The 22,704-nt window shown below is 69.8% G+C and carries 19 protein-coding genes; 14 read left to right on the top strand and 5 right to left on the bottom strand.

Going from position 1 to position 22,704, the window contains the following annotated elements; translation table 11 throughout:
* Nucleotides 1–184 precede the first annotated feature (184 nt).
* From K8625_RS25910 to K8625_RS25870, 9 genes are all read left to right on the top strand, one after another.
* Nucleotides 185–577, top strand: a complete 393-nt coding sequence (locus tag K8625_RS25910) for a VOC family protein (RefSeq protein ID WP_143097474.1) — start codon at nucleotides 185–187, stop codon at nucleotides 575–577.
* Between the two features lie 2,274 nt (nucleotides 578–2,851).
* A complete protein-coding gene (locus K8625_RS25905; protein WP_223749520.1) occupies nucleotides 2,852–3,016 on the top strand; it encodes a hypothetical protein in 165 nt (54 codons plus the stop codon).
* Nucleotides 3,017–6,148: 3,132 nt separating this feature from the next.
* The gene (locus K8625_RS25900; protein WP_223750915.1) at nucleotides 6,149–6,469 is read left to right on the top strand and encodes a hypothetical protein; all 321 of its coding nucleotides are present in this window, start codon (nucleotides 6,149–6,151) and stop codon (nucleotides 6,467–6,469) included.
* A gap of 293 nt (nucleotides 6,470–6,762) precedes the next feature.
* The gene (locus tag K8625_RS25895; RefSeq protein ID WP_046718730.1) at nucleotides 6,763–7,566 is read left to right on the top strand and encodes a ParA family protein; all 804 of its coding nucleotides are present in this window, start codon (nucleotides 6,763–6,765) and stop codon (nucleotides 7,564–7,566) included.
* A gap of 93 nt (nucleotides 7,567–7,659) precedes the next feature.
* Nucleotides 7,660–8,553: a ParB/RepB/Spo0J family partition protein gene (locus K8625_RS25890; RefSeq protein WP_141325121.1), complete on the top strand. Its 894-nt coding sequence runs from the start codon at nucleotides 7,660–7,662 to the stop codon at nucleotides 8,551–8,553.
* A 3-nt stretch (nucleotides 8,554–8,556) separates the two neighbouring features.
* Complete coding sequence (gene bacM / locus K8625_RS25885; RefSeq protein WP_141325120.1) at nucleotides 8,557–9,003, top strand: bactofilin BacM; 447 nt, start codon at nucleotides 8,557–8,559, stop codon at nucleotides 9,001–9,003.
* 3 nt (nucleotides 9,004–9,006) lie between these two features.
* Nucleotides 9,007–9,540: a hypothetical protein gene (locus K8625_RS25880; protein WP_223784195.1), complete on the top strand. Its 534-nt coding sequence runs from the start codon at nucleotides 9,007–9,009 to the stop codon at nucleotides 9,538–9,540.
* Nucleotides 9,541–9,900: 360 nt separating this feature from the next.
* On the top strand, nucleotides 9,901–10,368 hold the full coding sequence (locus K8625_RS25875) for a CoA-binding protein (protein WP_223750917.1): 468 nt from the start codon (nucleotides 9,901–9,903) through the stop codon (nucleotides 10,366–10,368).
* Nucleotides 10,369–10,565: 197 nt separating this feature from the next.
* Nucleotides 10,566–10,751, top strand: a complete 186-nt coding sequence (locus K8625_RS25870) for a hypothetical protein (RefSeq protein ID WP_223750918.1) — start codon at nucleotides 10,566–10,568, stop codon at nucleotides 10,749–10,751.
* 78 nt (nucleotides 10,752–10,829) lie between these two features.
* Here the strand turns inward: K8625_RS25870 and egtD are convergent, their stop codons facing one another.
* Together egtD and egtB are read right to left on the bottom strand one after the other, a co-directional pair.
* Nucleotides 10,830–11,852, bottom strand: a complete 1,023-nt coding sequence (gene egtD / locus K8625_RS25865) for an L-histidine N(alpha)-methyltransferase (protein WP_223751026.1) — start codon at nucleotides 11,850–11,852, stop codon at nucleotides 10,830–10,832.
* 18 nt (nucleotides 11,853–11,870) lie between these two features.
* Complete coding sequence (gene egtB, locus K8625_RS25860) at nucleotides 11,871–13,214, bottom strand: ergothioneine biosynthesis protein EgtB (RefSeq protein WP_223750919.1); 1,344 nt, start codon at nucleotides 13,212–13,214, stop codon at nucleotides 11,871–11,873.
* A 192-nt stretch (nucleotides 13,215–13,406) separates the two neighbouring features.
* Between egtB and K8625_RS25855 the strand changes: the two genes are divergently transcribed.
* Nucleotides 13,407–13,796 carry a response regulator transcription factor gene (locus K8625_RS25855; protein WP_223750920.1) on the top strand — a complete coding sequence of 130 codons (390 nt, stop codon included), beginning with the start codon at nucleotides 13,407–13,409 and terminating at the stop codon, nucleotides 13,794–13,796.
* Nucleotides 13,797–13,808: 12 nt separating this feature from the next.
* Here the strand turns inward: K8625_RS25855 and K8625_RS25850 are convergent, their stop codons facing one another.
* Nucleotides 13,809–14,000, bottom strand: coding sequence for a hypothetical protein (locus K8625_RS25850; protein WP_141325115.1), 192 nt, complete (start codon nucleotides 13,998–14,000; stop codon nucleotides 13,809–13,811).
* A gap of 403 nt (nucleotides 14,001–14,403) precedes the next feature.
* Here K8625_RS25850 and K8625_RS25845 point away from each other — a divergent pair, with 403 nt between their 5' ends.
* Both K8625_RS25845 and K8625_RS25840 read left to right on the top strand, forming a co-directional pair.
* The gene (locus tag K8625_RS25845; RefSeq protein ID WP_223750921.1) at nucleotides 14,404–14,934 is read left to right on the top strand and encodes a hypothetical protein; all 531 of its coding nucleotides are present in this window, start codon (nucleotides 14,404–14,406) and stop codon (nucleotides 14,932–14,934) included.
* A gap of 186 nt (nucleotides 14,935–15,120) precedes the next feature.
* Nucleotides 15,121–15,501, top strand: a complete 381-nt coding sequence (locus K8625_RS25840) for a helix-turn-helix domain-containing protein (RefSeq protein WP_046717224.1) — start codon at nucleotides 15,121–15,123, stop codon at nucleotides 15,499–15,501.
* Nucleotides 15,502–15,619: 118 nt separating this feature from the next.
* On the opposite strand, the gene K8625_RS25835 is transcribed toward K8625_RS25840, so the two are convergent.
* On the bottom strand, nucleotides 15,620–17,302 hold the full coding sequence (locus K8625_RS25835) for a serine/threonine-protein kinase (protein WP_223784194.1): 1,683 nt from the start codon (nucleotides 17,300–17,302) through the stop codon (nucleotides 15,620–15,622).
* Between the two features lie 298 nt (nucleotides 17,303–17,600).
* Here K8625_RS25835 and K8625_RS25830 point away from each other — a divergent pair, with 298 nt between their 5' ends.
* Nucleotides 17,601–18,095, top strand: coding sequence for a hypothetical protein (locus tag K8625_RS25830; RefSeq protein ID WP_223784193.1), 495 nt, complete (start codon nucleotides 17,601–17,603; stop codon nucleotides 18,093–18,095).
* Nucleotides 18,096–18,102: 7 nt separating this feature from the next.
* On the opposite strand, the gene K8625_RS25825 is transcribed toward K8625_RS25830, so the two are convergent.
* The gene (locus K8625_RS25825) at nucleotides 18,103–20,949 is read right to left on the bottom strand and encodes an Ig-like domain-containing protein (RefSeq protein ID WP_223784192.1); all 2,847 of its coding nucleotides are present in this window, start codon (nucleotides 20,947–20,949) and stop codon (nucleotides 18,103–18,105) included.
* Nucleotides 20,950–21,509: 560 nt separating this feature from the next.
* Here K8625_RS25825 and K8625_RS25820 point away from each other — a divergent pair.
* Nucleotides 21,510–22,685 carry an ankyrin repeat domain-containing protein gene (locus K8625_RS25820; protein ID WP_223784191.1) on the top strand — a complete coding sequence of 392 codons (1,176 nt, stop codon included), beginning with the start codon at nucleotides 21,510–21,512 and terminating at the stop codon, nucleotides 22,683–22,685.
* Nucleotides 22,686–22,704 lie beyond the last annotated feature (19 nt).

Below are 22,704 nucleotides of genomic sequence, written 5' to 3'. Positions count from 1 at the left end.
GCTCGCTCGCCGTTCTTCCGAGTGATGCGCTGACGATGGGGTGGATTCCTGCCATCGCATTGCCGTTCGGGAACCTGGAGATGCCGGACAGCGCCATGCTGACCGCACCTCGTCGAGCGCGTGGTGCGCGCATCACCGCTGTCACTCGGGTGGATGCCGTCCTCGACGAGAGGATGGAGCTGGCATGGACATGGGCAAGATGAGGGTGGCGCGCCCGACGCGGAGTCTCGCGCCCGTGGTGAGGTTCTATCGGGAGGGACTCGGCTTCGAGCTGCGAGGAGGCTTCGAGGACCACGCGGGCTTCGACGGCGTGATGCTCGGTTGTCCCGGCCTGCCCTACCATCTGGAGTTCACGGTGGAGCGAGGCCACGAGGCTCCGCGTGCGCCGTCGAAGGAACACCTGTTGGTCTTCTACGTGCCGCAGCGGGACGAGTGGAAGGCGAGGGTGAAGCGCATGGTGCAAGCGGGCTTCGAACCGGTGCGCTCACACAATCCCTATTGGGACGTGAATGGGATGACCTTCGAGGACCCGGATGGGTACCGCGTGGTGCTCTATCAAGGTGAGTGGACGCGGTAGTGCGGTGCATGCGTCGGCTCGGTGATGCGTCACTGCTCGCGTGGATGCGGCTCCAGCGCAGGTGTTCGCGAGCGTGCGTGAGTCGATGCCGCGTGAGGTGTTCGTGCGCTCCACGCACCCGGGTGAGCGCGGCTTGGACGCGCATCGTCTCCGTGAGGATGAGAACGCGTGTTGAAGCCGGGCAGCCGAGGTGACGAGCGCTCTCCGAAGTGAATCGGTGCACATGCGAGGAGCCCACGGTTCGCTGCATCGACGCACACGCCAGCCTGTGCTCCGAAGCGCCGGGCAGTGCCTTGCTCGGAGTCCAACACGGGATGCGTGCGTGCATCCGCTCTGTTGGATTCGGTGGGGTGCGGTGCGCCGGGTGCGACGTCGAACGGCACGCGTCGAGAGCATGCGAGCGTTGCCTGACTTCGCGTTGCCGAGAGGTCGACAGGGCCGCAAGAGCCTTATCGATGAGGTGGTCTGGGATGAAGCCTCGAAGATGGCGGTGAAGACTTCGTCAGCCAGTGCTTGCTGTGCAGCCGCGGTGAGGTCCCGCCAATCCGCGCCCTTCGAGACAGTGGCTGGAACACCGCCGCGCGAGGTACTCGATGAGGTCCCCCAGAGGTGAGCGCGCTGGCCACTGACTCATGCATGAGTCGATGCTCCCCGGCGGGGTGGAGCAGTCAGCAGCGGAGGGATGGAGGAACTGCGCGCAGCGAGCACGACGACTCGGTGGAGACGGCCCAGGGCTCGATTGCACCACTGCATCCGGAGCAGGGTTGAAGCCGACGGGTTGTGTGGCCAGGTGCAACGCGTGTGAGCGAGCTTCGGCTGCGCGGGATGCCTCAACCCTTCGAGCTGATGCGGCCGTGCCTTCAGCCAACCGATGAGGGTTTCGGTCTGTCTCATGGGGGCCATGTCGCAGCGGAGAGTCGACGAGCAGCCGTGCGAGCCGGGCCCTGCTCCAACTTGCAGTACTGCGGGCCCGAACGACGGCACCCTTGCTTGCTCGCAGCGGTTCGAAGCGCCGTCTGATGACGGGTCGCCGAACATGAGGACCGAGTCGCTTCCGGACAGTGCCACCCACGCTTTCGTGCAGCGATTCGAAGAGCGGGTTGCCACGTGTGAGGAACGCGGATGCGGACCGAGTCGCTGACCTGGTGTGGAGGCCGCCGGGTCCCATGCGTCGGGTCCGGGACTTCGGTCGGTGGATGCGAGGCCTCTCTGTACGTGGAGTACGTGGAGCGGGACCACGGTCCATGAAGCGGAGGCGCGCCGTTAGTGCCTTCGGTGACGATTCGAGAAGTGGGCCGATGCCAGTTCGCGTTCGACTCGGTCCGCGACTGCGGAACGGGCAGCAGCGACCTGTGGCCGGTGGTTGTCCCCACCATCACGATGCGCTCAACCGGAAGAGGGTGCGGCGAGTCGATGGCCGTCTTCGCGGGAGGCGTAGACACCGCAACGAAGACTCAGGCCACCACCGGATGGATACGAAGCAGGTCGAGCAGTCCGCCGATGACCACGAGGCGTTCCACGTGGAACGCGATGCGGCCATGCAGGTGGGCCTCGGTTGAGGGAGGTCGACACCTTCGCGATGCCCATCGATTCGATGGGCGACAAGGTCGACGAACTTCCTCGTGAAAGGGGCCGGGCAGCAGAAGTCAGTCCTCGTGCTTTCACCACGCTGGAAGTGACGCAGGCCGATGGGCATCCGGGGACCGCGTGGCGTTCCACATGGAACGCGCATCCACATGCGGCGTGTGCCGGCGCATCGCTGACCCCGAAGCCGCGAAGGTGAAGAGGTCCGCGCCGAGGCCGTGGTCCATGCGGAACGGCGCATCGCCTGTGGCGTGTGCCAGCGACCTCACCGCCACGAAGGTGGAGACGTCCGCACCGAGGCCATGTCCTGTTCCACGTGGAACCGTGCATCCACATGTGGCGTGTGCCGGCGCCTCGCGGGTCTCACCGCCACGAAGTTGAGGAACTCCGCCCCGGGGCTACGTCCTGTTCCACGTGGAACCGTGCATCCACATGTGGCGTGTGCCAGCGGCGTCACCGCCACGAAGGTGAAGAGCTCAGCCCCGAGGCCACGTCCTGTTCCACGTGGAATCGTGCATCCGCATGTGGCGTGTGACGGCGCCTCGTGGGCCTCACTGTCACGGAGGTGAAGAGTTCCGCCCAGGGCCATGGCCTGCTCCACGTGGAACCGTGCAGTTGCATGCGGCGTGTGCCGGCGCTTCGCGGGTCTCACCGCCACGAAGGTGGAGACGTCCGCACCGAGGCCACGCCGTGTTCCAGTTCGAACCGCACATCCACATGCGGCGCGTGCCGTCGTCGCGCTGGTCGCGCAGCCATGAAACGGAAGCGGTCCACACCAAGGCCATGCCGTGTTCCACGTGGAACGCGCACCCGCATGCGGCGCGTGCCGTCGTCGCGCTGGTCGCGCAGCCATGAAACGGAAGCGGTCCACACCAAGGCCATGCCGTGTTCCACGTGGAACGCGCACCCGCATGCGGCGCGCGCGGGCTCTCCTCTCGCCTTGTCGCCATGAGGTGGAGCGGTCCGCGGCAGGCCATGTCGTGTTCCACGTGGAACTTGGATGAGCACCGCGAAGAAGCCCGATGAAGAAAGCCGACGAGTTGGCCGTTCCACGTGGAACGTGGAGGCAGGCCATGAAGGTGCGAGTCACTGCCGAGGCTCCAGCACGAACCAGGAAGAAGGGCAGGGGTTTCGTCCGGGCCCACGGTTGAGCGAGGCGCGGCCACGCGAGGAACGGCGAAAGGTGCACGTGGATGGAGACCTGTGAAGGCGATGGCAGTTCCACGTGGAACGTGGATGCGCCGGAGAAGGTGGCATCGCGTCCGAGGTCGCACCGCCACGAAGCTCGAAGACGGATGCGGCGACCCCACGTGTTCCACGTGGAACGTGGCGTGGCTCCACAGGTGCCGCCCGTACCGATGTGAAGAGGTACTGGGAAGCAGGCCGATGCTGGTTCGTGTTCCACGTGGAACGAGGATGGGCTCAGCCAGCGGGACGCGCGGTCATCACGAGAAGCAGGCGGAGGCCTTGTTCGTGTTCCACGTGGAACGTGGAGAGGCTCCGCAGGTGCTGCCCGTATCGATGTGAAGAGGCGCGGGAAGCAGGTGGACGCTGGCTCGTGTTCCACGTGGAGCGAGGGTGAGCTTCAGCCAGCGGGTGCGTGCACGCTCATCATGTGGAGCATCACGAGAGGCAGGTGGATGCCTGTTCGTGTTCCACGTGGAACGTGGATGAGTTCCCGCGAGCGGGTACGTGCGCGCTCATCACGAGAAGCAGGTGGACGCCTGTTCGTGTTCCACGTGGAACGTGGATGGGCTCAAGCCGGCGGGTGCGCGCTCATCACGAGAAGCAGGTGGGCGCCTGTTCATGTTCCACGTGGAACGAGGATGGGCTCAAGCCGGCGGGTGCGCGCCCATCACGAGAAGCAGGTGGACGCCTGTTCGTGTTCCACGTGGAACGTGGATGGCCAGTATGGGCGCGCTCAGGCACCCATCGATGTGGCGCGATGGGGACGGCAGGTGGGGACCTGTTCGTGTTCCACGTGGAACGTGGATGCGCATCGCGAGCGGGTGCTCGCTCAGGTGCCACCTGGGTTCGAGCCATGAAGGGTCGAACCACGTTCCACGTGGAACGCGGGATGGATGCCGTCCGGTCGGACCGAGCAAGCCACCCCGTTGATGAAGGCTTCGATGACGACTCCACCGTTCGACCTGGAACACGCATGGGCATCGAAAAGGCGTGCTCAGGCATGCGCCAGTTGGGCTCGCGCGTGGAGGGTCGTGCCGTGTTCCGCGTGGATGAGCGTCACACGGTGGTGCTCGCGCAGGTCGTCACCTGGGTTGAGCGTGGCGGACCATGTCGTGTTCCACGTGGAACGAGGCCCGGATGCCATCTCGTCGAACACTGTCCCTCACCACATCCATGAAGGCATCGATGGCGACTCCATCGTTCCACGTGGAACGCGGATGAGCGTCACGCGGTGGTGCTCGCGCAGGCCGTCACCTGGGTTGACCGTGGAGGACCGTGTCGTGGTCCACGCGGAGCGCGGAGCGGAGACCCCCAGGCATGTCCTGCTCGAACGCGGCGAAGAGGCTGACGAGAAGGCGCCGATGCGACTCCACCGTTCCACGTGGAACACGCAGGGACGTCGCGAAGCTGTCGCGGGCGTGGTGTGGCATCGGCGCGGAGTGGTTCGCGAAGCAGCGGAAGTCCGAACCACGTTCCACGTGGAACGCCACGGGATGAGTCCGCGCACGCCCCGACCAGCAGCACGCCAGAAGCTGGCGATGCTGGGACGTGTGCCTCGTGGAACCCGGATGCGCACCGCGAGGTGAGCGGATGACGACGTCGCAGCGGTGATGCGCGGCACGACACGCCAACAGGTGGTCTGGCCGTTCCACGTGGAACGTGGAGGCGGGACATGAAGGCGCGCGGTGACCGAACGGCATCGGCGCGAAGTGGTGATGGGGGCCGATGGATGGCCAGCCCGGTTCCAGGTGAAGCGTGGATGCGCGCGGCACAGGCCCAGATGTCTGGACGTTCAGATGTCTGGGCGCTCAGGGGCGCATCACCGCGAAGCAGTGAAAAGTCAGCGGAGGCCAGTCCCTGTTCCAGGTGGAGCACGGATGCTCGCGATGCAGGGCTCGGGTTCGGATGCCGCGTCCCCGCGAAGTCGTGAGACGTCGATAGAGGTCAGTCCCTGCTTCCCGTGGATGGGGCGCATGACGGTCCACGCCAGCGGTGACACGGCGTCGATGCGTGGCGGCGAGGAGGAGTCGATAGATGCGGGTCCCCGTTCCGCGTGAACGTGGATGAGGTGATGCAGGCCGGTGGTTCGGATGCGGCATCAGCGCGAACCAGGGGGAGGGCGATGGGCGGTCGGTCCTCGTAGAACCTGGATGAGGGACAGGAAGGTCCAGCCACACGCGACCGGGCCTCGGTGGGGTGCCGCGAGAAGTCGATACCCGTCGGCCTCGGGTCCAGGTGGAGCTCGGATGCGACACTGAGGTCCAGTCCAGGCGGGACGCGACCGCAACTCCAAGCTGCACGAAGTCGATGGAACCCAGCTCCTGCTCCATGTGGAACCCGGATGCGGAGCATCAAGGCTCAGCCGTCCATCGCGCGGCCTCGGTCCGAAGCGGCGTGAGCTCTCGTCGATGCGCCGAACCGAGCTTCGCGGGGACGGGCCTCACCGAGGTCTGCGCGACCTGTCACGACATCGGTCTGAAACGCGGGTGGACGTCGCGAAGGCGGGTCCTCGTGGCGCCGCGTCGGTGAGACGCAGCTCGACAAGCCGGCCGCGGGCTTCGTCGAACTCCACAGGGACTCCCCTCAAGAGCCACGCTGCGCTGTTCACGTGATGAGGCCAGGCCCTCGTTCAGGAGGTGCTCGAGGTGCGCGCCGAAAGGTCATCGTGTTCCGCGTGGAACGCCCGCCCGGTTGTCGTGACGGAAACACCCACCCACGCTCCACGCGGAACCTCGTGTCCGGACTCCTCCCGTCCCCGCGTCCACGCGCGGCCACCCGCTCGGAAGGAAGGAAGACCCCATGCCGCCCCACGACGACGCGACGCTGTCCGACATCTCCAAGCGATGGAAGTCCGCGCTGCTCATCGAGAGCTGGCGGTCCCTCCCCGCCGCGTCGCGCGAAGAAGTCCTCGCCGACATGGAGGACTCAGCTCGCACGCTCCGCGACCACGACCCCAAGCTGTCCGAGTCCTACGTCGCCGCGATGGACGCACTCGATGTCGTCGGCCTCGATGGAACCCTGCACCTGTGGACCCAGGCCACGGACGACGTACGGCACCTGCTCGACGAAATCACGCGCCTGCGCGCCGAGCTCCAACGCGAACGCACCCGCCTCAGGTAGCCGCACGCGCCTCCTTATAAGGAGGGCATCCGAGCGAGCCCGTTGCGGCACCGTGGACCCAGGATGCCAGGGCACCGCTCGCCGGGTTCTCCAGCATGAAGACGGCTCTTCCAAGTCTTCGGAATCAGGCCGTTTGGAAGGCTGGCAGGCCCTCGGATGAAGCGTTCGCGCAACGTGCGCCGCGAATTTGATCCGACACCGAGGCGCATGTTAGCAGCGGGATCAGCGTGCAACCGTGCACCGCATCACGCACGGCGCCTGGCTCTCGCCAGGCATGAGAGAGGATGGGGCTCGTGGGTCGAATCATCTGCATCTCCAATCAGAAGGGCGGCGTGGGCAAGACGACCACCGCCATCAACCTGGCCGCGAGCCTGGCCTCCGCCGAGCGCCGCACGCTCCTGGTGGACATGGACCCGCAGGGCAACGCCGGCAGCGGCCTGGGCCTCAAGCAGGACAAGCTCCACGGCACCATCTACGACGCGCTCCTCAACGGTCGTCCCATGAAGGAGCTGTTCCACCCCACCGAGCTGCGCTACCTCCAGGTCGTCCCCGCCACGCCCGACCTCACCGGCGCCGAGGTGGAGCTCGTCGGCCAGGAGAACCGCGAGTTCCGCCTGCGCGACGCCCTGCGTCCGCTCGCCGCCGAGTTCGACTACATCATCATCGACTGCCCGCCCTCGCTCGGGCTGCTCACCCTCAACGCGCTGTCCGCCGCGGACTCCGTCCTCATCCCGCTGCAGTGCGAGTACTACGCGCTCGAGGGCCTCTCCCAGCTGACGCACACCATCGACCTGGTGAAGCAGGGCCTCAACCCGGACCTGAAGATGGAGGGCATCCTGCTCACCATGTTCGACGCGCGCGCCAACATCGCCCACCAGGTGGTGGAAGAGGTGCGCGGCTACTTCAAGGACCAGGTCTTCCAGGTCGTCGTCCCGCGCAACGTGCGCCTGTCCGAGTGCCCGTCCTTCGGCAAGCCCATCATTCTCTATGACATCAAGTCGAAGGGCTGCGAGAGCTACCTGGCGCTCGGCCGCGAGTTGATGAAGCGCGACACCCCCAAGTCCCCCCGTCAGGCGCCTCGTCGTCGGGTGGCCTGAAATCTTGCCGCGCGTCGTGCGCCACCGTCACGCCCGGTCCGCTCGCGCCGCCCATGCCCGCCGTGAGTCGACTCACGGCGCCGGAGTCATGTCTTGGTGAAAGCAGACACTCAGAAACGCGCTCTCGGTCGCGGCCTCTCCGCGCTCATCCCCCAGGCCGCTCCCGGTGGCGGCAAGGCCGCCGAGCAGGCCGCGCTCAAGGCCGGCGTCCTCAAGCTCCCGATTGAGTCCATCCACCGGGACAAGGACCAGCCCCGCCATCACTTCGACGAGGAGAAGCTCAAGGAGCTCACCGAGTCCATCCGCGTGCAGGGCGTCATCCAGCCCATCCTCGTGCGCAAGGACCAGGACGGCTACCGCATCATCGCGGGTGAGCGCCGCTGGCGCGCGTCCCAGGCCGCGGGCCTCAAGGAGGTCCCCGCCATCGTCAAGGAGGTGACGGAGGTCCAGGCCTTCGAGCTGGCCCTGGTCGAGAACCTCCAGCGCGCGGACCTCAACCCGATTGAAGAGGCGGAGGGCTACAAGCGCCTCACCGACGAGTTCAAGCTGACGCAGGAGCAGATCAGCCAGCGCGTGGGCAAGGAGCGCTCCACGGTGGCCAACGCCCTGCGCCTGTTGGCCCTGCCCGCGGACGTCAAGGGCATGGTGGCCGACGGCTCGCTGAGCATGGGACACGCGCGCGCGCTGCTGGGCGTGCCCCGGCTGCCGGAGCTGCAGAACCTGGCCAGGCAGGTGGCCGAGAAGAAGCTGTCCGTGCGTGACACGGAGCGGCTGGTCCAGCAGAGTCGCTCCAACGGCAAGAAGGATGCGGGCAAGACGCCGCCGAAGCAGAGCCCGCAGGTGAAGTCCCTGGTGGAGGAGCTCCAACGTCGATTGGGGACGAAGGTCCGGTTGACCGAACGAAGCCCGGGAAAGGGCACCATCGAGGTGGACTTCTTCTCCTACGATGACCTGGACCGGCTGTTGAAGCTGCTCAGGAAGGAGTAGCGCGTGGCGCTCCTTGGCGGGAAGAAAGACGAAGCACCCAGCAGGCCCTTGTTCAAGCGGGAGGAGGAATCCGTGTCGCAGCGCTCTGGTGAGGTCCATACGCTTCTGGGCAAGGGAAGCGAGTTCGAGGGGAAGCTCACCTTCGAGGGGCAGGTCCGTATCGACGGGAAGTTCCAGGGGCAGATCATCACCAAGGACGTGCTCGTCATCGGTGATGGCGCCAAGGTCCAGGCCGAAATCCAGGCCGGCACCGTCATCATCAACGGACAGGTCGAAGGCAACGTGAAGGCGACGCAGATCATCGAGCTCAAGACGCCCGGCCGCGTGAAGGGCAACCTGGAGACGCCGTCCCTGTCGATGGACCGGGGCGTCATCTTCGAGGGCTCGCTGAAGATGGAGAACCTGGGCGGCAACACCCGTCCTCCTCCTCCTGGCGGCGAGAAGAAGTAGCCGGTGCGGCGCGCCAGGCACATCGCGTCCGGCGTGGTGCTGGCGCTGCTGTCCGGGTGCAAGGGCTGCGACGGGGGGAAGGACTCCCCCGACGCGTCCTCCCCGGAGCAGACCTCGCGCTCGGGCGTGAAGGTGCCGCTGCCGGAGGGCTGGTCCGCGCAGGTCGCTCCCGATGACAGCTTCCAGGCGGGCCCTCCTGGCCGCCCGGTGCTCCGGGTGGACCTGCGACGCGGCAAGGGCGAGGAGATGCCCTCCGTGGAGGACCTGGCCGACCGGGTGCGCGCGGAGTCGAAGAACTTCGAGGTGTCCCTCGACCAGGAAGAGGAGAAGGACACCTACGCGCTGCTCCGCGTGACGCTGGCGCCCAAGCAGGGTGACGGTGGCGTCGGCGCCGCGGCGCCCGCGCTGTTCGGCGCGCGCCGCGTGGGCAATGACCTGTTCCTCTGCGCGACGCTGCCGGGGGCCACGCCGGAGGATGTGCGGCTGGCCACCGAGGCGTGCCGCGAAATCGAGGTCCAGGCGGCGCAGCCGCGCTGAGCCTCACGGCGCACCGGGCCCCCCGGGCGCGATGTCCCGCTCATCACCGCGAGTCTTCCGCCCACGCGGCGTCATGCCTCGGTGGGTGGGCGCGAGACGCTGGCTCCTCGGGACGCGCCCTTCGACGCACTGCCACTGCTCCTCGTGGAACATCTCCCTCGGTGCGAGCCGCACGACGCGGGCGGAGACTGCGCTCGCCCCTTCGAGCAAGCGGGCAGGAAGGCCCCGTTCCACTCGCACCCCCCACGAGCGCAACGCGGCGCGCGTCCGCGCGTCTGTCGCTGGGACTGGGACCTCGCGGGTGGGCTGTTGCCACCCGGAAGCGGCTCCGATGCACGGCGGCTCGTGGTGGAGGTGGTCATGGACTGGAGAGCGAATCTCATCGAGGACGACGCGGGCGTCCGGGACGTGCTCACGCGCTCCCGACGGGTGGCGGTGCTGGGCATCCGCCCGGAGAGCCACGCGCACAAGCCCGCGCACTCGGTGCCCGCGTACCTGCAGAAGCACGGCTACGACATCGTGCCCGTGCCCGTGCACGGCGAGACGGAGCCCATCCTCGGGCGGCCCGTGTACCGCGCGGTCGCGGACATCCCCGGACAGGTGGACCTGGTGCAGGTGTTCCGTCGCCCGGAGGACATCGACGCGCACGTGGCGGACCTGCTCGCCAAGAAGCCGCACGCGGTGTGGTTCCAGCTGGGCATCCGCAATGACGCCGCGGCCGAAAAGCTCGCGCGCGCGGGCATCCGCGTGGTGCAGGACCGGTGCATGAAGGTGGAGCTGGCGCGGCTGTCCCAGGAGCGGGAGCTGTCCGGGGCGAGTCCGGCGTGACGCCCGGAAGCAAGCAGGCGTGGCGCGGTCCTGAACATTCCGCGAGCGCCAAGCGTCCCACGCATTATGGAAGGATGGAGTGGGGACTTCCCCATTCCGTCGCGAGTCCTTAACCTTGTCGTTACCCCGGCCCGTGGTGGGTGAACACCCCGACCCATCCCAGGACCTCCACGCAGCGCCCAGCAAGGAGTCCCCGCATGTCGTTCACCGGAATGCTCCCCCTCCACCTTGCCACCGTGGACCTCAGCCCCGTGGGTGAGCGGCTGTTCGCCGCGAGCGGGCTGGCCGTCACCGTGCTGGCCGCGCTCTGGTACGCGTGGACGCGCCCCGTGGCGCAGCCCGTGCCCGTGCGCGTCTCCTCGCGTCGCAACCCGCGCCGCTAGTCGCTCCGGTGTTTGAAGCCCTCGGGCCCGAGGGCCGGGTGACACCCGACCCCAGGCCCGAGTCCGAGTCCGGACGTCTCAGCCGCGCTTGAGCGCGAGCGACAGGGCGAAGTCGCCCGCCTCGTCCGTCCACCACGCGGCAAGCCCCAGCCCGGCCGCGTCCAGCTCCGCCTCCACGCGGTGCTGTTCGAACTTGCAGCTGACCTCCGTGCGCAGCACCTCGCCCGCGGCGAAGTCCACGCGGCGCTTGAGCGACTGCATCCACACGGTCTGCTCGCGCCGCGACACCAGGCGCATCTCCACCCAGCGGTTGTGCTCGTCGAAGGGCGCGAAGTGCTCGAACCCGTTCGGGTCGAAGTCCGCGCCCAGCTCGCGGTTGAGCACGCGCAGCACGTTGCGGTTGAACTCCGCCGTCACGCCCGCGCTGTCGTTGTACGCGGCGTACAGCCGCTCGCGGTCCTTGATGAGGTCGGTGCCCAGCAAGAGGCCGTCACCGGGGCGCAGGCCCGAGGACAGCTCCGCGAGGAAGCGCGCGCGCTGCGCGGGCTTCAGGTTGCCGATGGTGCCTCCGAGGAAGGCCACCAGCCGCCGTCCGCCCTGGGGCAGCCGGTTGAGGTGGTGCTCGAAGTCGCCCACCACCGCGTGCACACTGATGCCCGGGTACTCGCGCGCCAGCGTCCCCGCCGCGCGGCGCAGGAAGGACTCGCTCACGTCGAAGGGCACGAAGCGCGACAGCTGCCCCGCCTCCTCCATCGCGTCCAGCAAGAGGCGCGTCTTCTCGCTGGTGCCGCTGCCCAGCTCGATGAGCGTCGTCGCGCCGCTCAGCCGCGCCACGTCCCCGGCGTGGGCGAGCAGGATTTCGCGCTCGCGCCGCGTGGGGTAGTACTCCGGCAGGCGGGTGATGTCGTCGAAGAGCTGGCTGCCGCGCTCGTCATAGAGCCACTTCGGCGACAGCTCCTTGGGCGTGTTGCACAGCCCCTCGAGCACCTCCTGCTTGAGCGCGCGCCGGGCGTCCCCCGGCCTCACGTAGACCTCCACCTTCACCCCGGGAAAGCCGTTCGGCTTCTCCTCGAGCGTCGTCGTCTCCACCGCCTCCACCATCGAGCTCATCGCCTCTCCTCACGCCTCTGACGCACAACGAAAGCCGGCGAAAATCTGCCGGCGGATGGGGTAGTCCCAGTTGCGGAATCCGTTGCGGACCGCCACCGGTGCGCTCGCCCACGCTCCTCCTCGCAGCACCTTGTAGTCCTCGCCGAAGAACACCTCCGAGTACTCGCGATACGGGAACGCGCCGAAGCCCGCGTAGGGCTGGAAGTCGCTCGCCGTCCATTCCCACACGTCGCCCAGCAGGCCCCAGACCCCCTCGGCGCTCACGCCCTGGGGGTGGCTGCCCACCGGCAACGGGCCCCACGTGTCTCCGCCCAGGTTGGCGTGCGCGGCCGTGGGAGGTGCGTCACCCCACGGGTGCTCGCGTGCCACGTCGCAGGCGCCGTGCGCGGCGCGCTCCCACTCGGACTCGGTGGGCAGGCGCTTGCCGGCCCAGCGCGCGTACGCATCCGCTTCGTACCAGCACACGTGCTGCACGGGCTCGTCCGAGGGCAGCGGCTCCACCTGACCGAAGCGCCTGCGCAGCCAGCGTCCCGCCTGTTGTGGCAGCCAGAACTGCGGATGGGCGAGCGCCTCCGCGCGCACGAAGTCCCAGCCCTTCGGGTGCCACCAGCGCGGCTCGGCGTAGCCACCGTCCTCGATGAAGGCCTGGTACTCGCCGTTGGTGACGGGGTGCGCGTCCAGCAAGAAGGGGCGCACCTCGCGGGTGTGCACGGGGCGCTCGTTGTCGAAGGCCCACGGGTGGGTGCTGCCCAGCCGCGCGACGCCGCCGGAGATGAGCACGGGGTGTCGCGAGACAGGCGCGGGCGCGGGGCGCGCGGGCACCGGCGGCAGGCGGTACTCCACCTCCGTCATCAACTGGAGCGTGGCCGCGAGCGTCTCCGCGTGCTGCTGTTCGTGCTGCGCCACCATGCCGAAGACGTAGCCCCCGGCGAGCAGCGGCGTGTCGCCGTCCTCGGGGACGTGCTCGGACAGGTGCGCGCGCACGGCCTCGCGCACGCGCGCGGCGTAGGCGAAGGCGGACTCGGGAGGGAGCAGCGGGAGCGTGGAGCGCGTGCTCCTGGGATGTCGGAAGGCGTCGTAGATGGTGTCGAAGGCCGGGTCCGTCAGGGCCGGGGCCCCGAGCGCGCGCAAGAGCCACTGCTCCTCGTAGTTGGCCACGTGCGCGACGTCCCAGATGAGCGGCGACATCAGCGGCGAGTGCTGGTTCATCAACACCCGCTCGGGCAGCCCGGCGAGCATGCGCAGCACCCGCGCGCGCGCGGCCTCCAGCTGCGCCCACGCGCGCGCCTTCCACCCCGGCCTCGTTCCATCCCCTGTCGGTGCTGTCGTCGAGCGGCCCATCGTGCGGGACATGGCGGACTCAACCTAGGGAGTGCCTGGGCGAGGAGGTAAGTCCCAGGCCCCCAGGGCCCGAGTCCCCCGTGCTGGAATGTACGTTTCTGGAGCACGCGGGGCGTCTGGCCTCCCCGCGGGCCGCGCGCAGTTCTGTCCACTATCCCCGCGTCGTACAGGACCCCCGGTCGCCGCGAGGGGGAGGGGGCCCCTATGCTGCGTGCCATGTCCAGTGCTGCGAAGCACCGCACCGTGCTCGTCGTGGAGGACGAGGACGACATCCGGGCCGCCATCGCGGAAATCCTCGAGGGCGAGGGCTACGACGTCACCGTGGCCTGCAACGGCCGCGAGGCGATGGAGGAGCTGACGGACGTGCGCTACGTGCCGAGCCTCATCCTGCTCGACCTGATGATGCCGGAGATGAACGGACACGAGTTCCTCGAGCGGCGCAAGGCCATCGCCAGGCTGCGCAACGTGCCGGTGATGGTGCTCACCGCGGTGACGACGGACATCCCCCCGGGGGCCAACAGCCTGTTGCGAAAGCCCTTCTCCGTGGAGGAGCTGCTGGACGCGGTGCGGAGCATGCTGCCCATCGCCGCGTGAGCCCGGCCGCGCTCATGGCTCACGCTCCAGCGACAGGAGCGTCAGCGTGCGCGAGCGGTCCTCCCACGCGTAGCCCAGCACCAGCCCGTGGCGTGAGAGCCGGTGGCGCCCCGCTCCGCCGCCCTCCGGCAACGGCCCCCTGACGGACGCGTCCCCCAGCCGCTCCAGCGCGCCCTGGAGCTCGCCGAAGGCCTCCGCGCTCATACGGCCCACCTCTCGCCACGCTTGGGGCGAGTAGTGGATCCGATGAGGTCCTTGCGGACGCTGGCGAAGCTGCGCGGGCATCGGCCAGAGCCCTATGCCAATGCCGTGCCCACGCGATGTCGCCTGGGACTCGGAGCATGGGTGCGGGGGAGGTGGTTTGAGCCTGAAGGAGTTACCGAACAACGCCCTGGGAGACGGAAGAAACGACAGGTGGCGAGCGGGCGTGGGCTCGCGAGTCCAGGCGGGGGCGGGGCGAGCGCCAGGGCCGCCCTGGAGCGCCGTCCGCGTGCCCGAGGGGGAGGCGACATCCCGAGCCGTCGCCGTGCGCTGGCTGCCCGTGGATGGCGAACGTGCTCAGGTTGACACAAGGGGCGGACAGCGGCCCCGGACAAGGAGAAGCCAAATGGCGGCACGGAGGCGGTACACCCCCTGGTCTGCCACGAACGGGCTGCTGTTCGGAGTGGCCGCGGGCGTGGTGCTGGCGCTCGCGGAGGTGGTGATGGCCCTGGCCTCGGGTGACAGCCCATGGCGGCCGGTGCGCATGTCCGCGAGCGTGGTGTTGGGGCCACGGGCCTTCGGCGAGGACTACCCGCTGGGGACGTTGGTGATGCTGGGCGTGGGGATGCACCTGACGGTGTCCGCCATCGTCGGGCTGTTCTACTCGTTCCTGGACGCGATGCTGCCGCCGGATGGACGCGGGCGTTGGGAGTTCCAGGCCGCGGTGGGGATGCTGTTCGGCATCGGCGTGTGGCTGGTGGACTTCCAGTTCGTCGCGCGTGGCTACTACCCGTGGTTCCTCGACGTGCCGCAGTTCGCCCAAATCGTGTTGCACGCCGTCTTCCTGGGGCTGCCGTTGGCGATGCTCTTCACGGCGGCGGAGCGGCGTCGCGCGTTGATGGACATCGCGGAGAGCACACCGTCGTCGGCGCCGTGAGGCGGGTGCTCACCAGAGCGCGTGGCATGGGTGCCACCAGAGGCGCGGGCGGGTGCGACGCGAGGCGTCGCGCGTGTTTGAAAAAACGCTGAAGGTATGGTGAAAGTACCCGACCTTCAGGGTTATCCAGGGGCCTTCGGGGTGCCTGGAGCACGGCCCCTCCTTTCGTGGACGACTGACACAGGCATGGACACAGAACTGGCGAGCATGCTGGGCGCGGCGGCGAGGGCCGCCCGGGTGCGGATGGGACTGACGCAGGCGGATGTGGCGGAGCGCATCGGCATGGCGTCGGAGGTGTACGGGCGCCTGGAGCGGGGCCACATGCTCCCCAGCGTGCAGAACCTGCGGCGACTGTGCGTGGTGCTCAACGTGCCGCCGCACCAGCTGCTGGGGTTGGGGGATGACCTGGCGGCGCCGCCTCCCGCGAAGGACAAGTCGGGCGCGAAGGCCCGCGAGGACGACACGCCGGAGATGCGGCGGCTGATGCGCAACCTGCGCAAGCTGTCCCCGGTGCAGCTGAAGCTGATGAACCTGGTCGCCTCGGCGATGCAGCAGAAGAAGAAGTGACGCCTCGCGGCCCCGGTGCACGGGGCCGTGGGTGACGGCGCCCTCCTCGCGAGCCTCGTGGGTTCGCTGGAGGAGGGGCCGAGGGGGATGCTCCCGACCTGGATCGCCGAGGAGGCCGTCACGGGCGCCGGTCGCGGATCCGCTCGGGGCGGGGTGACTGGAGGGAGGCGCCGGGGTGCGCGGCGCTCTCCAGGGTGGACTCCAGGGTGCAGCGCAGGGCGGCGAAGGTGCCCCCGAACAGGAACAACAGGCCCAGCCACGTGCCCGCCACCCAGAGCTTCCGCGCGCGGCTCCAGTGGGCCGGGTCCACCCGACGCAGCCACGCGAGGGCAAGGGCCTCTTCTGTCGGAGTGATGCGACGGAGGGGCGCGCGACTCCCTCGGGGCGGGGTGGAGCGCGGGTGGGCGCGCCTCCCCTCGGAGGAGGGGGACGGGTGCGAGTGAGCGCCCTCGGACGGCGTCCTCACGCGACGACGCGCCGCCTCATGTGGATCCGCGGTGTGCCCGAGGGTCCCCTCGGAAGGGGGCCTCGCACGACGACGTGCCGCCCCATGGGGCTCCTCGCCGCGCTCGTGCGGGCGGGCGTTCTCCGAAGGGGGCCTCATGTGGGGCTGCACCGCCTCGTGGGAGTCCACGGAGTGCTCGTGCGGGTGGGCCACCGCGGAAGAGGCCCCCGCCTGGAGATGCGCACCCTCACGTGGATCCACGCTGTGCTCGTGCGGGTGGGCGTCCTCGGATCCGAGGCCCACACGGGAGCCTCCCGACGAGGTCGCATGTCGCAGGTGCCGTCGCGCCAGTCGCACGGGCCACGGACTCTCGGAGGCGTCGTCCGGTGACAGCTTCCTCCGTGTCGCCTCGGAGTCCGAGGGTGACGGAGTCCGTGGGAACAGCGGCCGGTCCCACTCGGGCGTCGCCGAGCGCAGCGCCGCCTCCAGCGCCGCGTGCAGCGAGCCTCCCTCCTGGAAGCGCTCCTCGGGCTTCTTGCGCAGCAGCCGCTGGGTGATGGCGTCCAGCTCACTCGGGACGCGCGCGTTCAGCGAGGACGCGGGCGCGGGCATGCGCGTCTCGATGTGCTCGGAGAGGACCTCGCGCGGCAGCGTGAGCGAGAACGCCGGCGCGCCCGTGAGCATCTCGTGCAGCGAGACGCCCAGCGCATAGAGGTCATCCGTGGCGCGGAAGGCGTAGCGCGCGGCGCGCTGGGCGTGGTGCTCGCGGTGGAAGCGCAGGGCCTCCGGGCTCCGGTACTGGGGCGTGCCCGGCGGCAGCGGGCCTTCGGTGAGGGGCTGCGACTCCGCGTGGTTGGCGCTGCCGAAGTCCACCAGCACGGGCGACTCGTCCGAGGCGCGCACGAGGATGTTGGAGGGCTTGAGGTCCCGGTGGAAGACGTGGCGCGAGTGCAGCTCCCCCAGCGTCCACGCGAGCTGGGAGAACAGCCGGGCCACCCGCCGCGCGGAGGGGGCCTCGCGCTTCACCCACGTGGCCAGGGTGGCGCCCTCCACGTAGTCGAGCACCACGTAGTGGTACCCCGTCCTCACATCCGGCCAGCGCCCGTGCGCCCAGACGCGCACGACATGCGGATGCACCGCGTGCAGCAGACACGCGAGCTCCCGGACGGCGCGCGCGTCCGTGCGGTCCAGGTCCTCGCTGCCCGGTCCTCGCAGCGCGAACTTGAGCGCGTGCAGGCGCCCGCCCTGCTCCACCTGGAACACCGCGCCGAAGGCGCCCTGGCCCAGTCGGGCTCGGACGCGCCACGGGCCCACCTTCATCCCGGGACGCAGCGCGAGGGGATGGCCCGTCGTCATGGGGCGCCTCGGGGGCTGTGGGCCATGCGGGTGACGGGGGATGCAACGGGCCACGGAGCAAAGGGGGCAATCATCGACATGACCCGGGGGTAGGGTTGGAACACTGGGTGACGACCTCCTGGGTAACGAACCTAACAGGGAGGGACCACATTCAGTGATGGAACAGGTCGTGTCCTGTCACGCCGTGGATGAAACCCCCGGAAATCCCCGGGCTGTAACCCGCGGGCACGTCCCGGCGTAGCGAGGGTGTCCCCGCGCGGGCCGGCTCCGGTCCGCGCCTCTCCTCACGAGGCCCCACGTGCGTCCCTCCTCCCTGCCGTGCACCGTGCTCCTGGCGCTGGTCGCCTGTGGACCCTCGTCCTCCGTCGACGAGGGCCTGGGGGAGGTGGGAGGCCTGGACACGTCCGAGGCGGGCATCACCGCCTTCGTGCGGGAGGGGCGCTATCGGGAGTGGCTCGCGGAGCCGGCGCCCCGTCGCTCGGTGCGCTCCCATGGCGACCGGGTGCGGGTGTTCTTCAACGACGTGCTGGCCCGCTCCATGGCGGAGGGCAACCGCGTCCACCCCGTGGGCAGCATCACCGTGAAGGAGCTGTTCGAGTCGGACGGCCGCACGACGCGAGGCCACGCCCTCGACATCAAGGTGGCCGAGGGCACCGGCAAGGACACCTGGGTCTTCTACGAGGGCTTCGGCCCCGACTACGACGACAACTACTACGGCCGGGGCCACGACACGTGCCACGGCTGCCACGCGGACCAGGGGACGGACTACGTGGCCACGCCCCTGCCGCGCTGACGTCGCGCTACGGCTGGTTGCGGGTGACGAAGGGGAAGGTCTGGATGATGAAGTTCCCCGCGGAGTCCTCCATCCACACCTCCACGGTGTGAGGGCCGTCCAGCAGCTCGCGCGTGTCCAGCTCCGCCGTCCACACGCCATCACCCTGGTCCGTCCCCGCGCGGATGCCCGAGCCGTCCCGCGTGAAGGCCACGCTCCTCACGCCGCTCACGTCGTCCGTCACCCGGGCCTCCAGCACCACGATGCCGGAGACGGCCTCGTCCGGTCCGGGTGAGAGCAGCTGGGCGCGCGGGGGCGTGTCGTCGTAGCGCACCGTGCGGGTGAGGGTGGTGCTCAGGCCCGTCTCGCTCGTCGCGACCATCGTGAAGACGTTGTCCCCAGGCACCAGGGGCAGCCGGGCCACGAAGACGCCTCCGCCGCGCGGCACCTCGTACGAGCCCCCGCCGGGCGTCACCTCCACCCGCGTGGCGGACTCCGAGTACACGGCCAGCTCGTAGTCCATCATGTCCCCGGGCTGCGGCCCCACGAGCCACCCGTCCGGAAGGCCCGCCACGAGCCACGGCGCCTCGGCGTCCACCCAGAAGGTGAGCACGTGCTCCGTGACGTGGCCCGCCGCGTCCGTCGCGCGAATCAGCACCTCGTTGGCCCCGGGGGTGAGCGCCAGCTCGTGCGCCACCAGTCCTCCGCCCGCGGGCACCTCCGTGACGTGCACCCAGTTGGTCTCCACGCGCACGGGGGAGGCATCGTCCACCCACACGCGGACCTCCGTCAGCAGCGAGCCCACCATCGAGCCCTCCGCGGGGTACAGCACGGTGATGCCAGGCGCCACCGCGTCCACGCGCACCGTGGCCTGCTGGCTGGAGCGTCCGCCGAACGTGTCGGTGGCCACCAACTGGATGACGTTGAGGCCGTCGCGCAGCGGGAGCTCCGTCCACACGAAGCCGCCGCTTTCCTCGGGCACCACCGGGTACTGCTCACCGTGGAGGATGAACGCGGCGGACTCGATGGTGGCCCCGGGCGCCAGCGCCGTCACGAAGCCGCACACGCCCAGGCTCGTCTCGCCCATGAAGTCGGGCAGTCCGCACAGCGTCACCGAGGGCAGCGGGTCCGGCGATGGCAGAATCTCCACCGCGCGCGTCCCGCTGCTGCCCAGGCGGTTCGCCTCGCGAGGCTGGAGCGTCACGCCCGAGTACACCGCGCGCACCTCCGAGGCGCCCAGCACCTCCCAGCCCCCTCGCGGCCGCCACACCACCGAGTACACCCCATCCCCATCCGCGTCGTGGTCCGTCCCCACGGTGACGCCGGCCACCTGGAATGTGACCTGTCCCTGTCCCGGGCCCCGCGCGCGCCAGCCATCGGCGCTCGTCACGCGGGCCGACAGCGGGTTGTCCCGGCCCACCGTGAGCTGCGCACCCGCGAGCACCGTGGTGGTGGTCTCCAGGCCCTCGGTGGGAGGCGGAGGATTCGTGTACGCGGTGACCCACGTAGCGCCCGAAACGCCCGGCCTGCTCATCGACGTGGCCGTCACCTGGACCTCCGAGGTGAGGGACGGGGCGAGCTCGACGGGCGTTCCCACCGAGAGCGCCACGGAGGTCCGCTCACCCGGAGCGAGCGTCACGGTGGTGCGGTCCAGCGTCGCCGTCCAGCCCGGCAGCCCGCCCGAGGCCTCGAGCGTGAACGTGTCCGCGCGAGCGCCCTCGTGGAGGACCCAGAGCGTGTACGTGACGCGCTGGGGATGGGGCAGGGCCTGGGCCACGGGTTTGCTCGCGGCGTCGTCCACGGTGACGCTGACGCTGTCACCCTTGTCGGGGAAGCAGGACAGCGCGAGCGTGGCGAAGGTGGTGGGGATGTCCGGGTGGCGCGAGGTGCCCACGCCCCAGCCTCCGTCCTCGGCCTGCCGTGAGATGAGCCACTCGAGCGCCCGGGCCACGCGAGGCTCCTGCTCCGGCGTGCGGCCCGCGAGGCACAGCGCGTACAGGGCGAAGCTGGTGGAGGTCTCGTCCGGGGCCTCCTGGTCGAGGCTGCCCCAGCCCGGCGCATCGTCGAGCGTGCGCGTGGCGAGCAGCCGCGTGGCCACGGACTCCAGCGCGGCCGTGTTCTCACCCTGCTCACCGGGGCCCGCGGCCTTCAGGCCCACGGCCGTCCACGCCACCTGGTACGTGTAGCGCTGGGCGTCGTCGAAGGGCCCTTCCGACAGGTCGTTCAGGTGCTCGCGCAGGTACGCGGCGGCGCGGCGGAGCGCGTCCTGGTACCGGGCGGCGCGAGCGGGGTCGGCGTGCACGCGGGCCTGGGCGAGCGCCGTCATCAGCCGCGCGGTGACGCCCATGTTGGAGGCGCCCACGGGCCGGAGCGGATAGTCCTCCACCCAGCGCCCGCTCAGCTCCTGCGTGCTCACGGCCCAGTCCGCCGCGCGCGCGAGCGCCTCCGAGTGCCGGGTGCCCACCTTCGCGTCGTAGCCCGCGAGCCCGAAGGCCGCGTAGCTGGTGTACGCGTTGCGGTAGTGCACGCCCTCCAGCGACCACGAGCCGCTCGCGTCCTGGCCCACGAGCAAATCGCGCGCGAGCCGCTCCATGTTCTCGCGGTTGGTGCGCCCGTTGGTCGTGGCGGTGTCCAGGTCGAAGCCGTTGGCGCCGGCCTGGGTGAGGCCGAAGAGCGTGGCGCCGTGGCGGTGGCATGAGGTGCAGCCCTGGTCCTTCGTCCACGTGACGGCGTCCGCGCTGACGAAGTCGAGCGCGCGCTGGGCCGCCGCCACGCGCTCGTTCGCGCGAGAGGCCGTGGCCGACAGCAGCGTGACGAGCACGAGCCCCCAGAGCGAGGACGAGACGGAACGAAGCGAGCGCGCGCGGATGGACATCGGACGTGTTCCCATGGAGCCGGGCCCGCGCGCGGTGCACGCCCAGAGACTCGGCGCCCGGGACGAATCATGACCGGCACGCGCTCAATCACAAACAAAGGAGCCCGCACTTTCGCGCCTGCCCGCAGGGCAGGTGTAGAAGGTGTCATCAGACCCAGCACCGGGTCATGAGGAGGGTGTCCGCGAGAGCGGCATACTGGGTGAGCACGGGGGATTTGCTCGGGAATCCGCGAGTCGATTCCTCCTGTCCATGGAATCCCGAATGACAGTCATTGTGTAACGCGCCCGAGCCCCGCCTCGGTGGGCGAGCGAGGCGCCGGGCCCTGTGGCTCTCGCGGCTCGCGAGACGGGGCTCTCACAATGTCAGACTCCAGGGTGTGTCCGGACTCGTGAGGTCCGTGTGCACTGCTCGCGGTGATGGATGCGTCGTGTCATCGCGGTTGGCTGCTGACCGGGCGCGCTGAAACATGCGAGGAAGACAGCCTGTCTCGCGCCCCATCTCGTGGCCCATTCCGGTGCTCGTCGCTCTCGCGCGTGGGGACAGGAAGGACGACCCTCGAATGTCTCAAGCGCTGCTCGAAGCCATCTCCCAGGACGATGTCGCCGCCGTGAAGACGCAGGTCGCGATGGTGGATTGGAGTGTCCGCGACGGGTTCGGTCGGGCCCCGCTCGGCATGGCGGCCGCGCGCGCGGGTACGAAGGCGCGGGACATCCTGACGGTGCTGCTGGACGCGGGCGCGGACGTGAACGCGGCGCAGGGCGCGGGCAGTGACGAGGAGGAGGGGTGGACGGCGCTGCACCAGGCCTGTGTGCGCGGCACGTCGCCGGAGGCGCTGGGCGCGGTGGAGGTGCTGCTCGCGCGGGGGGCGAAGGCGGACGGGGTGAGCGCCAAGGCGTCGGTGACGCCGCTGGAGCTGGCGCTGCGCACGCACCACCTGGGCATCGCGGAGGCGCTGCTGAAGGCGGGGGCCAACCCGGACGCGGTGGGCCCGTCCGGCATGGCGCCGCTGCACCTGCTGGTGCAGCTGTACCGCGAGCGCGAGGGGGACCGGTACAAGAAGGGCGAGCGCGAGCACATGGCGGGGGCGGCGGTGAAGCTGCTGCTCGCGCACGGCGCGAAGCCGGGCACGAAGGACCAGAAGGGTGAGACGGCGCTGGCGAAGGCGCTCCTGCACCGGCTGCCCGAGGAGTTCGTCCTGGCGCTCGTCGCCGCGGGCGCGCCGCTGGACGAGTGGGTGGACCTGGGCACGCCGCCGGAGCAGGTGCTCGTCACGCCCGCGTCCATGGCGGTGGGGTTGGGGCAGCCGCCCTCGGTCATCAAGGCGATGCTGGAGACGGGGCTCGACACCACGAAGCCCGTGGCGCCGGACCAGCAGAACCTGCTGCACTACGCGGCGATGAAGCGCTTCGCGGCGCTGGCGCTGGTGCTCGAGCACCGGCCCACGCAGGACGTCGACGCGCGCGACGCGTCCGGCGCGACGCCCCTGTTCCTCGCGTCGTGGATGGGGCTCGTGAGCAGCGTGCAGGCGCTGCTGGCGCGCAAGGCCAACCCGGACATCCCGGACCTGGATGGGAACACGCCCCTGCACACGGCGGCGCGCAACGGGCTGCAGGACGTGGTGGAGGTGCTGCTCGCCGCGGGCGCGAACAAGTCGCTGCGCAACCTGGAGGGAGAGACGGCGGCGGACCGCGCCCGGCAGAAGGGCCACGAGAAGCTGGCCCTTCTGCTGGGCTGAGCGGTCCGGCGAGGGGCCA

It is taken from the genome of Myxococcus sp. AS-1-15 (assembly GCF_020037055.1).
Lineage (GTDB): Bacteria > Myxococcota > Myxococcia > Myxococcales > Myxococcaceae > Myxococcus > Myxococcus fulvus.
Note: the sequence above shows the minus strand (reverse complement) of the source record. Positions and strands in the feature narration are given on the sequence as shown.

Bases quoted from the DNA above. Each gene is read 5' to 3' on its own strand.
- egtD (WP_223751026.1), bottom strand. From the start codon at position 11,852: ATGGTGGAGGCGGTGGAGACGACGACGCTCGAGGAGAAGCCGAACGGC.
- K8625_RS25875 (WP_223750917.1), top strand. From the start codon at position 9,901: ATGGACTGGAGAGCGAATCTCATCGAGGACGACGCGGGCGTCCGGGAC.
- egtB (WP_223750919.1), bottom strand. From the start codon at position 13,214: ATGTCCCGCACGATGGGCCGCTCGACGACAGCACCGACAGGGGATGGA.
- K8625_RS25845 (WP_223750921.1), top strand. From the start codon at position 14,404: ATGGCGGCACGGAGGCGGTACACCCCCTGGTCTGCCACGAACGGGCTG.
- K8625_RS25910 (WP_143097474.1), top strand. From the start codon at position 185: ATGGACATGGGCAAGATGAGGGTGGCGCGCCCGACGCGGAGTCTCGCG.
- K8625_RS25870 (WP_223750918.1), top strand. From the start codon at position 10,566: ATGTCGTTCACCGGAATGCTCCCCCTCCACCTTGCCACCGTGGACCTC.
- K8625_RS25825 (WP_223784192.1), bottom strand. From the start codon at position 20,949: ATGTCCATCCGCGCGCGCTCGCTTCGTTCCGTCTCGTCCTCGCTCTGG.
- K8625_RS25900 (WP_223750915.1), top strand. From the start codon at position 6,149: ATGCCGCCCCACGACGACGCGACGCTGTCCGACATCTCCAAGCGATGG.
- K8625_RS25850 (WP_141325115.1), bottom strand. From the start codon at position 14,000: ATGAGCGCGGAGGCCTTCGGCGAGCTCCAGGGCGCGCTGGAGCGGCTG.
- K8625_RS25855 (WP_223750920.1), top strand. From the start codon at position 13,407: ATGCTGCGTGCCATGTCCAGTGCTGCGAAGCACCGCACCGTGCTCGTC.
- K8625_RS25820 (WP_223784191.1), top strand. From the start codon at position 21,510: ATGTCTCAAGCGCTGCTCGAAGCCATCTCCCAGGACGATGTCGCCGCC.
- K8625_RS25840 (WP_046717224.1), top strand. From the start codon at position 15,121: ATGGACACAGAACTGGCGAGCATGCTGGGCGCGGCGGCGAGGGCCGCC.
- K8625_RS25835 (WP_223784194.1), bottom strand. From the start codon at position 17,302: ATGACGACGGGCCATCCCCTCGCGCTGCGTCCCGGGATGAAGGTGGGC.